General features: G+C 69.5%; 12 protein-coding genes. 5 read left to right on the forward strand and 7 right to left on the reverse strand.

What is annotated here, in order from left to right; all coding sequences use genetic code 11:
• Nucleotides 1–9: 9 nt before the first annotated feature.
• Together ACFVBH_RS08410 and ACFVBH_RS08415 are read left to right on the forward strand one after the other, a co-directional pair.
• On the forward strand, nucleotides 10–1,806 hold the full coding sequence (locus ACFVBH_RS08410; RefSeq protein ID WP_379000890.1) for a hypothetical protein: 1,797 nt from the start codon (nucleotides 10–12) through the stop codon (nucleotides 1,804–1,806).
• A gap of 148 nt (nucleotides 1,807–1,954) precedes the next feature.
• The gene (locus ACFVBH_RS08415; RefSeq protein WP_379000891.1) at nucleotides 1,955–2,578 is read left to right on the forward strand and encodes a GNAT family N-acetyltransferase; all 624 of its coding nucleotides are present in this window, start codon (nucleotides 1,955–1,957) and stop codon (nucleotides 2,576–2,578) included.
• Nucleotides 2,579–2,608: 30 nt separating this feature from the next.
• Here ACFVBH_RS08415 and ACFVBH_RS08420 read toward each other — a convergent pair whose 3' ends face one another.
• Both ACFVBH_RS08420 and ACFVBH_RS08425 read right to left on the reverse strand, forming a co-directional pair.
• On the reverse strand, nucleotides 2,609–5,239 hold the full coding sequence (locus ACFVBH_RS08420) for a DNA translocase FtsK (protein WP_379000892.1): 2,631 nt from the start codon (nucleotides 5,237–5,239) through the stop codon (nucleotides 2,609–2,611).
• A 174-nt stretch (nucleotides 5,240–5,413) separates the two neighbouring features.
• Complete coding sequence (locus ACFVBH_RS08425) at nucleotides 5,414–6,031, reverse strand: TIGR03085 family metal-binding protein (RefSeq protein ID WP_354991090.1); 618 nt, start codon at nucleotides 6,029–6,031, stop codon at nucleotides 5,414–5,416.
• Nucleotides 6,032–6,298: 267 nt separating this feature from the next.
• Here ACFVBH_RS08425 and ACFVBH_RS08430 point away from each other — a divergent pair, with 267 nt between their 5' ends.
• Together ACFVBH_RS08430 and ACFVBH_RS08435 are read left to right on the forward strand one after the other, a co-directional pair.
• The gene (locus ACFVBH_RS08430; RefSeq protein WP_354991089.1) at nucleotides 6,299–6,688 is read left to right on the forward strand and encodes a DUF4189 domain-containing protein; all 390 of its coding nucleotides are present in this window, start codon (nucleotides 6,299–6,301) and stop codon (nucleotides 6,686–6,688) included.
• A gap of 28 nt (nucleotides 6,689–6,716) precedes the next feature.
• Nucleotides 6,717–7,271 (forward strand): hypothetical protein, encoded by a 555-nt coding sequence (locus tag ACFVBH_RS08435; protein ID WP_354991088.1) that lies wholly within the window; start codon nucleotides 6,717–6,719, stop codon nucleotides 7,269–7,271.
• A gap of 476 nt (nucleotides 7,272–7,747) precedes the next feature.
• Here ACFVBH_RS08435 and ACFVBH_RS08440 read toward each other — a convergent pair whose 3' ends face one another.
• Complete coding sequence (locus ACFVBH_RS08440) at nucleotides 7,748–9,847, reverse strand: ribonuclease J (protein ID WP_379000893.1); 2,100 nt, start codon at nucleotides 9,845–9,847, stop codon at nucleotides 7,748–7,750.
• On the reverse strand, nucleotides 9,844–10,752 hold the full coding sequence (dapA, locus tag ACFVBH_RS08445; protein WP_379000894.1) for a 4-hydroxy-tetrahydrodipicolinate synthase: 909 nt from the start codon (nucleotides 10,750–10,752) through the stop codon (nucleotides 9,844–9,846). The genes ACFVBH_RS08440 and dapA overlap by 4 nt, the downstream gene beginning before the upstream one ends.
• Before the next feature lie 147 nt (nucleotides 10,753–10,899).
• On the opposite strand from dapA, the gene ACFVBH_RS08450 reads away from it, so the two are divergent.
• Nucleotides 10,900–11,346 carry a hypothetical protein gene (locus ACFVBH_RS08450; protein WP_354991793.1) on the forward strand — a complete coding sequence of 149 codons (447 nt, stop codon included), beginning with the start codon at nucleotides 10,900–10,902 and terminating at the stop codon, nucleotides 11,344–11,346.
• A gap of 3 nt (nucleotides 11,347–11,349) precedes the next feature.
• Here ACFVBH_RS08450 and ACFVBH_RS08455 read toward each other — a convergent pair whose 3' ends face one another.
• From ACFVBH_RS08455 to ACFVBH_RS08465, 3 genes are read right to left on the reverse strand one after another with little or no spacing between them, the layout of a single operon-like run.
• On the reverse strand, nucleotides 11,350–12,390 hold the full coding sequence (locus ACFVBH_RS08455) for a hypothetical protein (protein WP_354991792.1): 1,041 nt from the start codon (nucleotides 12,388–12,390) through the stop codon (nucleotides 11,350–11,352).
• Complete coding sequence (locus tag ACFVBH_RS08460) at nucleotides 12,377–13,672, reverse strand: ATP-binding protein (RefSeq protein ID WP_354991791.1); 1,296 nt, start codon at nucleotides 13,670–13,672, stop codon at nucleotides 12,377–12,379. Before ACFVBH_RS08460 ends, ACFVBH_RS08455 begins: the two co-directional genes overlap by 14 nt.
• A complete protein-coding gene (locus ACFVBH_RS08465) occupies nucleotides 13,669–14,337 on the reverse strand; it encodes a response regulator transcription factor (RefSeq protein WP_354991790.1) in 669 nt (222 codons plus the stop codon). The genes ACFVBH_RS08460 and ACFVBH_RS08465 overlap by 4 nt, the downstream gene beginning before the upstream one ends.
• Between the last annotated feature and the right edge of the window lie 188 nt (nucleotides 14,338–14,525).

The following is a 14,525-nucleotide window of genomic DNA, read 5'->3' on the forward strand; positions in this document are numbered from 1 at the left end:
TCCCAAGTTATGACGAGAAGCACTCGGGTGCAATGGCGTACCCGTGTTCACAGGGGGCGGAATTCGGCGCGCCGCAGCAACTTCGCGCTCGCGGTGGCACTGGGCGTGTGTGCGGGATTGTCGATCACGCCCGGGACGGCCGGGGCGGAGCCCGAGGCCGTGAGCGCGGCGGTGGACCGGCAGGAACGGGTGCTGTCGGAGCGGGACGGGATCGTGGTCTCGTCCGTGAGTTACCTGCTGCCGCTACCGGCGGGCGCTCCGGCGCATCCGGCCGAGTGTGACCGGGTCGGATATCTGCGGTACCGGACCGCCGAGGGGGCCGCGGACTCCTCGGGAGCCGACCGGATCGTGATCCAGGAACAGGGACTCGGCGGCGGGGCGGTCAATTCCGATGGGGTGGCGGCCAATACGGTGCGGTCGGCGCGATCGATGGGGCAGCACATCGAGTTCTGGGCGCTCGCACGGCGCAGCACCTGCCTGGACGAGACCTTCGGATTCGATGCCGCGCTGCGCAGTGGAAACTACCTCGACGCGGTCGACTTCTATTTCAACGGCAAGGAACTCGAGGGGCGGCGATTCCCCGGGTTCAAAACCAATGATCAACTCGCGGTGCTCGATTCCATGGGAATGGAGCGCGTGCTGTGGGATCAATTCGAGGTCATGCGGCACGAACTGCCGACACGCGAAGAGCGGCAGCGGAAGTTCGTGTGCACCGGCATCTCGCTCGGCGGGCTGGTGACCGGGTTCTTCGCCGACTGGAACTTCGGGGCCGCCGGGCACGGCGCCGACCAGTGCGCCGCGTTCGCCGCGCAGGATTCGATGGTCTCCTCCGATCCCGTCGCGCTGCAGAACACCCCGATCCTGCGCGACCTCACCGACGCGCTGATCACCCCCTTGGACGGGGTGCTGCAGACCGGCTTCAGGGCCGGGATGCTACCGCGCACCTTCGGATCCATTCCGGTGCTGGGCGCGCGGACCTTCCTGCTGTACCGCCTGGCCGGGCTGGCCGCGCACCTGGACCCGGACGGGGAGAGCCAACTGCTCGCGCACCTGCCGCGCGATCCCGAAATCGAACTGACCCTGAACTTCCTGACCTCCCCGACCTGGGCGGGCTTCGCCGCCAACGGCGCGGACGGATCGGCCGCCATCCGCGAGTTCCGGTTCACCAACACCGCGCTGCTGGGCATGCTGATCGACAACAACTCGGCCAACTTCGTGCTGACCCAGCAGGGTTTGGGAGCCCTGGACGGCGGACCCGTCGAGCTCAAGTCCTTCCCGACCCCGGGCGAGGTCACCCAGATTCCGCTGATCGGATCGTTCCTGCGCATGAGCGCCGGCACGCAGCAGCGTGTGTTCCCCACCGACCGCGCCGCGCTCTACACCTGGCGCAACTACAACGATGTGCGCGGAATCCCCTACACCGCACCGAATCACGAGGTCGCCGACATCGTCGAGGTCTCCCGCCAGCTCGGCACCGGATCGCCCGGCGCCTACTGGGAGACCTATTTCCCGCTGCGCCTGGTGATCGACATCGGCGCCGGATTCGGCGGCTCGCGCACCGGCGAGATGGCGGCCCTGACCGGGCGTGCGCTCTCGCGCACCAAGCCGAACTTCGTCGCCTTCGCCGGTGACAGCCCCGTCCCGCCCGCCGTGGGAACGCTGTTCCCCGCCCCGGCTCTGGCTCAGGTGGTGACCCTGGCCGGCTACAACCACGTCGACACCATCGGCGCGGCGGCCGTGCAGAACGACGGCCAACCCGACCACAGCGGGCAGCAACTGGCCGCGTTCATCAAGAGCCTGGGTTAACGGCGACCCGAGCACCCCAGTGGCGGCTGCGGCCTTCGGGCGGCGGCCGCCGACTCCTTGCCGCGGCGGCACATCCGCTCCCGCGGCAACCGCCCCGCCCGCGCGAAATTGCTGGTGAAACGGCCCGAAATGTCGTTAACATCCGTAAGTGCGCGCAGAAAGACAGCCCTCCCACCGGATCGTGCGGCCGGGAACACCCGGGGACATTCCGATCGTCGCCCGGCTGCTGGCCCGAGCGCTCGAAGACGACCCGCTGAGCCGATGGTGGTTCCCCGTAGCGAGCCGGCGCCAGGCACAGGTGGAACGGTTGATCGCGTCCTCGGCGTGGGACGCCTACCGCCGCAACGACGGAATCGACATCGCGACCGACACGGCCGGGGTGATGACCGGCGCCGCGCTGTGGCAGAGCACGCAGTACCCGTGGCGGGTCGGTCCGTCGTTCGAACAGCGCGTACAGGGATGGCGGATGTTCGGGCGACGCGCGCGCATGGCCACCGAACAGGCGCACGCGGTCGCGGCCCTGCACGCGCCCGAACACCATTGGCACCTCACCTCCCTGGGCACCCGCGCGGACATGCGCGGGCTCCACTACGGCAGGGAACTGCTGGAATGGGGCCTGGAACGCTGCCACGCCGACCGGCTGCCCGCCCATCTGGAAACGAGCAACGGCGACAACGTCGCGTTCTACGAGAAGTTCGGCTTCGAGACCACCGGGGTCCTCGACCCACCCGGCGGTCGCCCCCGGACATGGGCGATGCGGTACGAGCCCTAGGCCAGGCGACACGCGCCACCGCGCCACCGGTCAGTCGTCGGCGTCGTCCCCGGAATCCGGTCCCCCGTCGTCGCCTCCGCCGCGAATGCTCCACAGCAGACCGTCGAGCTCGTCGGGCTTGACCAGCACATCGCGGGCCTTGGAGCCCTCGCTCGGGCCGACCACGTTGCGGGTCTCCATCAGGTCCATGAGGCGGCCGGCCTTGGCGAACCCGACGCGCAGTTTGCGCTGGAGCATCGAGGTCGAGCCGAACTGCGAGGTCACGACCAATTCGATGGCCTGGACCAGCAATTCGAGATCGTCGCCGATATCGGCGTCCACATCCTTCTTCTCCCCGGCCTTGGCGGCGGTGACGCCGTCCTGGTACTCGGGTTCGGCCTGCGTCTTGGCGAAATCGACGACGGCCGTGATCTCCTCGTCGGAGATGAAGGCGCCCTGCAGGCGAGTCGGCTTGCTCGCACCCATCGGCAGGAACAGGCCGTCGCCCATGCCGATGAGCTTCTCCGCGCCGGGCTGATCGAGGATGACCCGCGAGTCGGTGAGCGAGGAGGTCGCGAACGCCAGCCGCGAGGGCACATTGGTCTTGATCAGGCCGGTGACCACGTCCACCGACGGACGCTGGGTCGCCAGCACCAGGTGAATACCGGCGGCGCGGGCCTTCTGGGTGATGCGGACGATCGCGTCCTCCACATCGCGCGGCGCGGTCATCATCAGGTCGGCGAGCTCGTCGACGATCGCCAGGATGTACGGGTAGGGGCGGTACACGCGCTCGCTGCCCAGCGGCGCGGTGATCTGCCCGGACTTGACCTTGCGATTGAAGTCGTCGATATGGCGAACCTTGTTGGCCTGCATATCCATATAGCGCTGTTCCATCTCCTCCACCAGCCAGGCCAGGGCCGCCGCGGCCTTCTTGGGCTGGGTGATGATGGGGGTGATGAGATGCGGAATGCCCTCGTACGGGGTCAGTTCCACCATTTTCGGGTCGATCAGGATCATGCGCACCTCGTCGGGCGTGGCCCGGTGCAGCAGCGAGACCAGCATGGAATTGACGAAGCTGGACTTACCCGAACCGGTCGAACCCGCGACCAGCAGATGCGGCATCTTCGCGAGATTGGCCGCCACGAACTCGCCCTCGATGTTCTTGCCCAGGCCGATCACCAGCGGATGATGATCCCCGCGCGTGGAGGACGCCTTCAGAACGTCGGCCAGGCGCACCAGTTCGCGATCGGAGTTCGGAACCTCGATGCCCACCGCGGACTTGCCGGGGATGGGCGCGAGCAGGCGCACGTTCTCGGTGGCGACCGCGTAGGCGATGTTCCGGGCCAGCGCGGTGATCTTCTCGACCTTCACGCCCGGGCCGAGCTCGACCTCGTAGCGGGTGACCGTCGGGCCGCGCACGAAACCGGTGACCGCGGCGTCGATCTTGAACTGGACCAGGACCTCGGTGATCGCCTCGATCATCGATTCGTTGGCCGCACTGCGCTGTTTGGGCGGCTCGCCATCGGTCAGCAGGGACAGCGGCGGCAGCTGGTAGTCGCCGTCCACCTCGCGGTCGGTGACGAACTCGAGCTGCTGCGGCGGGGGCGGGGTCTGATCGACGACCTTGGGCGGAGCCTTGCGCGCCTTGGCCTTCGGCTTCTCCTCGGCGGCCGCGGGCACGGGCGCCACCGCGTTCTTGGCGGCCTGCAGCGGCGGTTCGCCGATGATCTCGGTGACCGAATCCGAGCCGCCGAACTCGTCCGGCGGGTAATTGTCCGAGGGGTTGCGCCCGCGCCGGCGGCGCGTGCCCTGGTGCAGCGGGAAGCCGTCCGCGTCGTAGTTGGCCGGATCGTAGAGCCCGGGCTCGTCGGAGTAACGCTCGTATTCGTCACCGCCGCTGCCCGTCCCGAAGATCTCGCGCAGCGCGTCCGGAACCTCTCGCACGGTCGTGCCGGTGAGCAGCAGCAGCCCGAAACCCGCGGCCAGCAGCAGCAGGGGCACCGCCAGGAAAGCGCTGAGACCGTCGCGCAGCGGACCGCCCATGACGAAACCGGCGAACCCGGCCGCATGCGCACGACCGTGATAGTCCGTCGGCGCGCCTGCGGCCAGATGCCACAGGCCCAGGACCGGCAGCCCGGTCAGCAGACTGCCCAGCACCAGGCGCGGGCGGATCTCCGGATTCGCCTCGGTGCGCATGAGGATCACCGCGATGCCGACCAGAACGAAAGGCAGTGCGGCCGCGACGGATCCGACGACCCAGCGGGTCACCGCCTCGACCCAGTTCCCGATCGGGCCGCCCGCGGACAACCAGACCGCGGCCACCACCACGAACGCGACGGCGAACAGGCCCAGCGCGATCCCGTCCCGCCGGTGCCCGTGCTCGATGTCGCCGGCCTTGCTGACCGCCCGGGTGGCCGCGCCGAGTCCGCGCGCGAGCATGTTCCAGCCGGTGGTGACTCCCCGGCGCACCACCGCCAGCGGCGCGGTGTCAGAGGACCTTCGAACCGCGGGACGCCGCGCCGGAGCCGGGCGGCGTGCCGGGCGCGGGGCTCGCCCGGCCGCCGGTTGCGCACCGCGCGCGGGCGTACGGGGAGCGCGGGCCTTGGACCGCGCAGGCGTCTGGCCCCGCGCCGATCCCGCTCGCGAACGTGGGTTTGCGGTACCGCGGGCCTTCCCTGCCATGCGTCCAGGCTAGCCGCAACCGCACCATACAAACCATCCGCAACACACGACCCACGCATATCAGGCCATGTGGCGCTCACCTCGTCCACCGGTGATCAGGTGGTCGCGGCCGCTATCGAGTGGAACACAGGTGTGGCCGAACCGGTGGGAAAACACGCCCGGGCAGCGAACGGATCAGACGCTGCGGTCCAGCGCGTACACCGCTTCCACGTCCGCGGGATCACCGGTGGCCTCCAGGCGCACCGCGTTGCGGCCGAACGCGTGGAACAGCAACTCCGACGGCTTGCCCGCCAGGACCACCGTGCGCTCCCCCGCCTTGTGCGCCACCACGCGCGCACCCTCCGGGGTCGTCAAGGCGATGGTGACCGGGGACTTGCGATACGCCATGCGCGACAGCTTGGTCAGCACGTTCCACAGCGCGGTCTCGTCCGCGGCGGACAGCTCGCGCGGGACCCAGTCCGGGCTCGCCCGGCGCACGTCCTCGTGGTGCACGTACATCTCGGTGAGATTCATCAGGGAGTCGAAGGGGCGCAGCAGCAGCGGCGGGCCGGTGCGCACCTGCTCGAGCAATTGCGGGAAGGGCCGCTGCGCGACCTTGCGCTGCACGCTCTCCAGATGCGGAGCGAAGGGCTTCAGCAGGATGCCGGGCGCGGCGTCCGGGCGGCGCTCGCGCACGATCAGATGGGCGGCCAGATCACGCACCGTCCATTCCCCGCACAGGGTGGGGGCATCCGGGCCAACTTCGGCCATCGTCTGCACCATTGCTCGACGTTCCCGCTGGGCCATGCTCATACCCGAACCCTAACCGGACAAACCATCCCTCGCATCGTGCGGTAGCCGGGAGGCATCACCCCGCAGCCTTCTTAAGCGAATCACCCGGTTCGCCATAAGCCCGGCCGCCGATCATGAATGGCATCGGATCCATCAGCGGCAAATGAACGGCTACCGCTAAACCGCCGCCGCGCACCCGGTTCCGGGTTGGCGTCATCCAATTCGGGTCGGTAGCTTGATCACTCGGTCCATCAGGGTCATGGACCGTAGCTTACGAAGGGCAACATCTTGAAGAAGATCGTCAGCGGCGCGGCCGTGATGGTTGCGACCATCGGCTCGCTGCTCGCCGGTACGACGGCTCCCGCCACCGCGCAATACGCACAGAACTACGGCGCCATCGCGCTCTCGCCCTCGACCGGGCGCATCGGCTACTCCGCCGACTACGGCAACACCAATGCCGCGCAGGACGGCGCGATGAGCGAGTGCAGCTACAACGACTGCCGCGTGGTCGCGTGGTTCTCCAACGGCTGTGGCGCGGTGGCGTATTCCTCGCGCACCCGGATGTACACCTACGGCGCGAACTCCTCGCGGGCCGCCGCCCGCACGCAGGCGCTGAACCGCAACGGCGCCGGCGCCTCGGTCATCCACTGGAACTGCACCAGCGGCTACTCGCTCTAATTCCGAATTACATCAGGGGAGAAATTCGTTGAAGCACACCATTTTCCGCGCCACCGCCGCCGTGGCGCTGGCTGCCTCGGCCTTCGGCCTGGTGGCCTGCAGCACCAGTGAGAGCACCTCCGACGGCCCGAGCACCACCACCTCCGCGGCCGGCGGCAAGTTCGAGGGCAGTGCCGGCGATGCCCAGGAGACCGGCGCCGCGCCGTCCACCCCGGAGATCCCGAATCTGGCCAAGCCCACCGTGGCCGAGCTGAACGACAAGATCACCAAGGCGTTCGACCCGACCATCGACGCCAAGACCAAGGTCTCCTGGATCGAGGACGCCGGCCAGGATCCCGAACTGGTCGCCAAGCTCGTCGACGCCGCCAAGAAGAACGACGTCAAGGTCGAGGTCATCAGCGTGCCCGAGCCCGTCGACGGCAAGATCAAGGCCGACGCCAAGGTCACCATCGGCGGAGCACCCGTCGACAATGCCACCGTCGAATTCGTCGCCGAGGACAACCAGTGGAAGGTCGACCACCAGTTCGCGTGCCGCGTGGTGCGGGCCGCGAACCTGAATTCCGCCGCCTGCCAGGACGAGTGAGCGTTCGCTGACACCCGCCCCGGCAGCCCCGCTGCCGGGGCGCAGGGCAACCCGGGTTCGCCGACCGCTCGTAAGGCAACCCACACCCGTCCGGCCGAGAGTGACGACGTCGCCTGATCGGCGATACCACTACCGGCCTGGGCCGCAGCGTGCCGGACTCACTCATCCACGCCGCCAAAGACCTCGACGGCCTGGACCCGGATGCCCTCGCCCGAACGGGGAGCGCCGTGTATACACCGGCGGGGCCGACTCGAGGCCCCCGGGCGTAGCGGCGAATTTGTTCATACCGCTTGATCATTCGAATCGGCGGCAGGCGGCCACGCCCGCGCAACATTCTTGAATGCGCATATTTCAATCTAGGTATCCCGGGATCATCCGCTCGGCGCATCGCACCGCGGGCACTACGCGGAAGCGCCCGGCAGCGGGTGCTGCCGGGCGCTTCCGGGTTGTGGCGCTTGCCCTTTCGGGCGGTCGAGCTAGACGCCGATGACCGTGGGGACGATCATCGGGCGGCGGCGGTACTTCTCCGCGACCCAGCGGCCGACCACGCGGCGCACGCTCTGGGCGATGCGGTGGGTGTCGGTCACGCCCTCGTTGGCCAGGCGGCGCAACTCCGCCTCGACCAATTCGTGGGTATCGGCCAGGGCGTCGGGATCGTCGGAGAAACCGCGACCGCTGACGCCCGGCGAGCTGACCGCCTTGCCGGTGGTGGCGTCGATGGCGACGGTGATCGAGATGAAGCCGCCCTCCCCCAGAACCAGACGGTCCGAGAGGGTGGATTCGCCGACGTCGCCGACCGAGAGGCCGTCCACGTAGACCTGGCCGACCGGGACCCGGCCGGTGATCGAGGCGATGCCGTCGACGAGATCGACCACGACGCCGTTCTCGGCCAGCACGACCCGCTCCTCCGGCACGCCGGTGGCCACCGCGAGCGCGGCGTTGGCGCGCAGGTGCCGCCATTCGCCGTGCACCGGCATGGCGTTGGTGGGCCGCACCGCGTTGTACAGGTACAGCAGCTCACCCGCCGAAGCATGCCCGGAGACATGGACTTTCGCGTTCTGCTGGGTGACCACGGTCGCGCCCACGCGGGCCAGGCCGTTGACCACCGCGAAGACGGCGTTCTCGTTGCCGGGGATGAGCGAGGACGCCAGCACCACGAGATCGTCGGCGCGGATGTTGATCTGGCGGTGATCGCCGCGGGCCATGCGCGAGAGCGCGGACAGCGGTTCGCCCTGCGAGCCGGTCGAGATCAGCACCAGCTTGTGCACGGGCAGATTGGCGGCCTGATCGATGTCGACGACCAGCCCGTCCGGAATGTCGAGGTAGCCCAGGTCCACCGCGATCTGCATGTTGCGGACCATGGACCGGCCGACGAAGCAGATGCGGCGGTCGTAGCGCTTGGCCACGTCCACCACCTGCTGGATGCGGTGCACGTGAGACGCGAAGGACGCCACGATGACCCGGCCCTTGGCCTTGCCGATCACGTTGTCCAGCACCGGGCCGATCTCACGCTCGGGCGTGACGAAGCCCGGGACCTCGGCGTTGGTGGAGTCGACCAGGAACAGGTCGACGCCCTCGTCACCGAGGCGCGAGAAGCCCGCGAGGTCGGTGAGACGGCCGTCCAGCGGCAGCTGATCCAGCTTGATGTCGCCGGTGTGCAGCACCATGCCCGCGGGGGTGCGCACCGCGATGGCGAGCGCGTCCGGGATCGAGTGGTTGACCGCGAAGTACTCGCAGTCGAACGGGCCGTGCTGGGTGCGCTGGCCCTCGATGACCTCGATCAGCTTGGGCTGCAGGCGATGTTCGCGGCACTTGGCGGCCACCAGGGCGAGGGTGAACTTCGCGCCGATCACCGGGATGTCGCGGCGCAGGCGCAGCAGGAACGGCACCGCGCCGATGTGATCCTCGTGCCCGTGGGTCAGGATCACGGCCTCGACGTCGTCGATGCGGTTCTCGATGGGACCGAAGTCCGGCAGGATCAGGTCCACGCCCGGCTGCTGATCCTCGGGGAACAGCACGCCGCAGTCGATGATGAGCAGCTTGCCGCCGTACTCGAAAACGGTCATGTTGCGGCCGATTTCACCGATGCCGCCGAGGGCGAACACGCGCAGGCCGCCCTTGGGGGCCTGCGGCGGGGCGGGCATCGAGCGGCGCTGCTGCTGCGAGGGCTGCTGATCGGTGCGCTCTCCGCGACCGGACTGGCGCGAACGGCCACCGCCGCCGGGCTTGCGCGAACGCTCCGAGGGGCGCGACTTGGGCGCGGAATCGTCCTGGCGCGCCTTGGCGGGCGCGGACTCGGCGGACGCGGCGGCCTTGGACTGGGCAGCTCTCGCACGTTCGGCGGAACCGTTGCGCGAGCGGCCGTTCCGGGTCTCCGCGGCCTCGGCCGGCGCGGCAGCCTGTGCGGCCGGAGCTTCAGTCTTCGCGGCCGGGGCCTCGGCCTGGGCGGCCTTGGTCTCGCGCGGCGCGGCCGGGGTTTCGGCTACCGGCGGCTTCGACTCGGCCGGAACCGGGGCGGGTGCGCCGGCGGCGCGGGACGCGGTGCGACGCGGGCGGCGTCCTTCGGGGCTGCTCATGCAAGCACCCCGGCGCTGCGCAGCTCGACGGCCAGGCCGTCGAGCTGCTCGGTTGTAGGCATGATCTGTGGCAAACGGGGCTCCCCGGTCTCGATACCAAGCAGGCGCAGCGCCCCCTTGGTCATGGACACGCCGCCCAGCCGCGCCATGGCGCGGTTCAGGGGCAGCATGCTGGCATTGATCTCACGGGCGCGCACGACATCGCCGGCGGTGTAGGCGTCGATGAGGGCCCGCAAACGGTCGGGCACCAAATGACCGATGACACTGATGAATCCGACGGCGCCCACCGACAACCACGGCAGGTTCAGCACGTCGTCACCGGAGTAATAGGACAGCCCGGTCTCGGCGATGAGTTCCGCGCCCGCGTTCAGATCGCCCTTGGCATCCTTGACCGCGACGATGCGCGGGTGCTCGGCCAGGCGGCGAATGGTGTCCGAGGCGATCGGCACGATCGACCTCGGCGGAATGTCGTACAGGGTCACGGGCAGGTCGGTGGCGTCGGCGACGGCGGTGAAGTGCGCGAGCAACCCTTCCTGACTGGGACGCGAGTAGTACGGGGTGACGACCAGCAAACCGTGGGCACCCGCGCGCTGGGCGCTACGCGCCAGCTCGATGCTGTGCGCGGTGTCGTAGGTGCCCGCGCCGGCGATGACGGTGGCCCGATCGCCGACCGTGTCGACGACGGCACGCAGCAGATCGAACTTCTCGGACTCGGTGGTGGTGGGCGATTCACCGGTGGTTCCGGAAATCGCGAGCAAATCGACGCCGTTGTCCACGAGGCGAGCGGCCAAGGCCACACCGGCGTCGACATCGAGCTTGCCTTCGGCGGTAAAGGGGGTCACCATCGCGACACCAACCGTGCCGGACGCGTGCAGCTCAATCCGCGTCGATTCACCGTTCGTCATAGTCCAGAAGGCTACCCGGTCATCGAAACGGCTCTTGCATCGTTATACCTGAACCGTTGCGGCGGTGTCGGCAATTCGTAGCCGAAGGTTCGGGGTGACAGCAAATCTCTCCTTGAATGATGTCAGCGATGACATCACACTGGTGTCATGGACCTAGAGAAGTACACCGCGCAGCTGCGCGACAACCTGATCTCCGCCGCCGCGCTCGGCGACGAGAAAACACAGGCCACCGCCGCCGCGCTGGCCGCCGCCACCGAGAACGCCGCGCGCCTGGTGCTGCTGTCCGCGCTCTCGGACCTGGCCGCCGAGGTGAGCACGGCGGTCGGTGACCGCACCGTGCACGTCTCGGTGGTCGGCTCCGACGCGCACGTGGATGTGCGCAAAACCACTGGCCCCGAGGACGAACAGCCCCCGACATTCGAGGAGATGACCGGCGACATCAGCCGGGTCACCCTGCGGCTGGTCGAGCAGATCAAGTCCCGCGCCGAGGAGGCCGCCGCGCACAACGGGCAATCGCTGAACTCGTGGCTGTCCTCCGCGGTGCAGGGCGCACTGCGCGATCAGATGCGCAAGGGCGGACGCTGGGACGCCTGAGCGTCAATCCATCACGGTGACCTGACCGTCGGTGTCGATCTCGGTGCGGCGGTCGTCGTCGGACGAGTGCGCGAGCACCGTCGCCAGGACGCGGCGGCCGATCGGCAGCACGCGAACGGTTACCGACCCGCTATTGGCGGCGTCCAACTCCTTTGTCGCCGCGTCGATCACGCGCTTGCGCACCCATTCGGGCACGCCCGCGAAGCCTCCGTCGTCCAACAGCACGACCGTGACCCCGCGGAAGCGGGCGCCGCGGGCCGCGCCGCTGAGCTCGTCGGTGACCAGTTGCGGTGCGCGCAGGCCGTCCCGGAGTTCGGCCTCGAGCAGCCGGCATTCCTCGCGTTCGGCGGTGGTGAGTTCCGCGCCCTCGGCGATGCGCTCGAGAATCGGGCGCGCCACCCGGTCCAGGCGAGCGAGCTGGCGGGAGCGCTCGCCCTCGGCGGCGTCCATGTCGGCCTCGGCCGAGGCCCGCATCATGGCGTCCTCGCGCAGGATGATCAGCGTCTTCTGCATGGGCCGCATGACCGCGACGAAAACCGAGATGGCCGCGACGGTTCCGATGGGGACCAGGGTGCCCAGCACCGTGCTCGGGCGCAGATGCGCGCCGATGCCCGCCACCACGAGCACGCCCGCGGTGGCGGCCACCCCCGCCCACGCGGTGCGCACCCGGCCGCGCAGCACCAGACCGGTGAAGACATAGGAAGCCACGAAGGCCGTCCATACCGAGGGCTGCGCGCGATTGTCGGTCGGATTGAGAATGGTGAGCGCGGTGGCCACCGGACCGGAGACCGCGACGAACACCGCGATCGGCAGCGGCAGCGGATCGATGGGGATCACCACCACCAGCGCACCGGCGCTCATCAGCAGGGTCATGCCCAGAATGGCCGCCCAGAGCGGAGATTGACCGAAGTTGCGCGCCATGTAGAGCGCGATGGTCACCTCGAGGATGAGCAGGAAGGTCCAGGCCGCGCTGCCGCGCAGGCCGAGCAGTTCGCGCAGGCTGTAGCGGGTGTCCAGGTCCAGGGCGTGATCAGCGGGAGCCATCGCCACCCCACACCAGGGTCACGGTGGTGCCCTCGCCCGGCTGCGATTCCACGAAACCGGATCCGCCCCCGAGCTGGCGCATGCGCCCCAGGATGCTCATCGATACGCCCAGCCGGTCGGCCGAGACGGCGGCGAGGTCGAAACCCGCACCGTCATCGGCGAATACGATGCGGATGCTGCCCGCGCTGACGGTGGCCGTCACCGTGCGCCGCACCTCGCGACCGGGCACCGCGCCGTGCCGCAGGCTGTTGCGGACCGCCTCGGTCAGCGCCGCCGCGATCGTGCTCGCCGCGTGCACCGGCATCCGCAGATCGTCGTAGCCGGGCCAGGTGCGGGTGGCGAAGCGCACGCTCGGATTCACCTCGAGTACGGCCTGGCGCACGAACAACAGCGCCGAGCGGGCGTCGAGCAGATCGGGATCGCGTTCGCGGCCGCGGCATTCGTCGAGCTGTTCCAGGGTGCGCTCGGATTGACGTTGCAGCACATCGGATTGCGCGCCCGCGCGCGAAGCCTCCAGCAGCGTGGAGAGCACGGCGTCGTGGATCAGCGCGGCGAAGCGGGCGCGCTCGCGGTCCCGGCCCTGCGCGGCGGCCGTCGCGGCGGCGCGCCGCGAGGCGATGGCCGATTCCCGGTCGACGCGGGCCGCGGCGCCGGTGGCGGCGGTGCAGCACCAGACGAACAGCGAGGACAGGCCCATGACGCGCAGAAAGTTCTCGACCGCGGCGAAGGGCGTGATGCCGGCGATCGTGTAGATCGTGGCCAGGGCCGCGCCCGACGCGGCCGCGAACAGGTAGGCCACCGCCCAGCGCGGTCGCCAGGCCAGCACGCCCGCGGTGACCGCGAGCGCGGTCACCCGGTAGGGCCACACGATGGTGGCGGCCACGCTCGACGCCTCCCAGGCGAAGGGCATGGTGAGAAGCGCGCCCAGGAAACTCAGTGCGGCACAGCCCGCGGCGAAGCGGATCGCGCGCGAGCCCGCCACCGCCGAGGCCACCGCCAGCACCGGATACCAGCCGAAGGCCAGCACGACCGCGGTGACCGTCCACCACCCCGGGACCAGGCGGCCCTGCTCGGCGATCTCGGGCAGTTCCACCAGGCCCACGATCACCCCGGCGATGCCGCACGAGATGCCGAGCCTGCGCAGGATCCGGTCGTAGGCGGCGGTGGCCGGATCGTCCTGCGAGTTCGAGGTCAGCTCACCCCGCATGCGCCGCACGAGCGTGGTGAGAGCGGTGTCGGTGTACGGCGCGGGCGCGGCATCCAGCGTGCCCGTCGCGGTCACGCGCGCGGGTTCCGCTCGGGCACGGGCAGCCAGCCGTCTTCCACGGCACGCTTGTACAGATCGGTCTTGGTCGGGGCGGGACGGCCGGCGTCCGCGTACTTCTGGCGGATGCGGCCCAGATAGTCGTTGACCGTCTGCTCGGACAACCCGGTCATGCGGGCCACCCGCGACGCCTTCTCCCCCGAGGCGTACAGCTGCAGCACCTGCTGCTGGCGCGGGCTCAGACCGACATTGGACAGCTGCGGGTCGCCGTCGATGGCGGCCGCCCAATCGGTGGTCACCACCTGTTCGCCCTGCGCGGCGCGGCGCACCGCCGCGACCACGGTCGGCGCGTCCTCGGACTTGCGGACCACGCCGAGCACGCCCGCGCGGGCGGCCTCGCGCACCATGAACGGATTGTCGGCGCCGGTGAAGATGAGGACCTCGGTCCCCCATTCGCGCAGCGCGCGCACGTTGGCCTCCGGGGAGGAGGCGTCGGCGAGCCGCAGATCCAGCACCACCAGATCCAATCGCGGCCGGGCCGCGAGCAATTCCGCGACCGTGCCCGCGGTGATCACCAATTCCAGATCGGGTTGCGGGGCCAGCATGGCCGCCAAACCGATCGCCACCGACTCATGATCTTCGACCAGCCCGATGCGGCGTACTCCCGAATCCTGCGCCTCCATGGCGGCCGTCACCTCTTCCCACACACCCGAACAACGTCGTACCGAGTATGACCGTAAAGGTGCGCAACGCGTCAGCCACCAGAAATCGGGGGAACCGGGCACTCACGCACATCTGTCGCGGAGCGCCCGCACGCCACTTCTTCCGCGCTGACCGGGGGATGTTCGGCTTGTAGGGTTTCCGGCGGGGT

This window comes from Nocardia sp. NPDC057668, assembly GCF_042799795.1.
Classification (GTDB): Bacteria; Actinomycetota; Actinomycetes; order Mycobacteriales; family Mycobacteriaceae; genus Nocardia.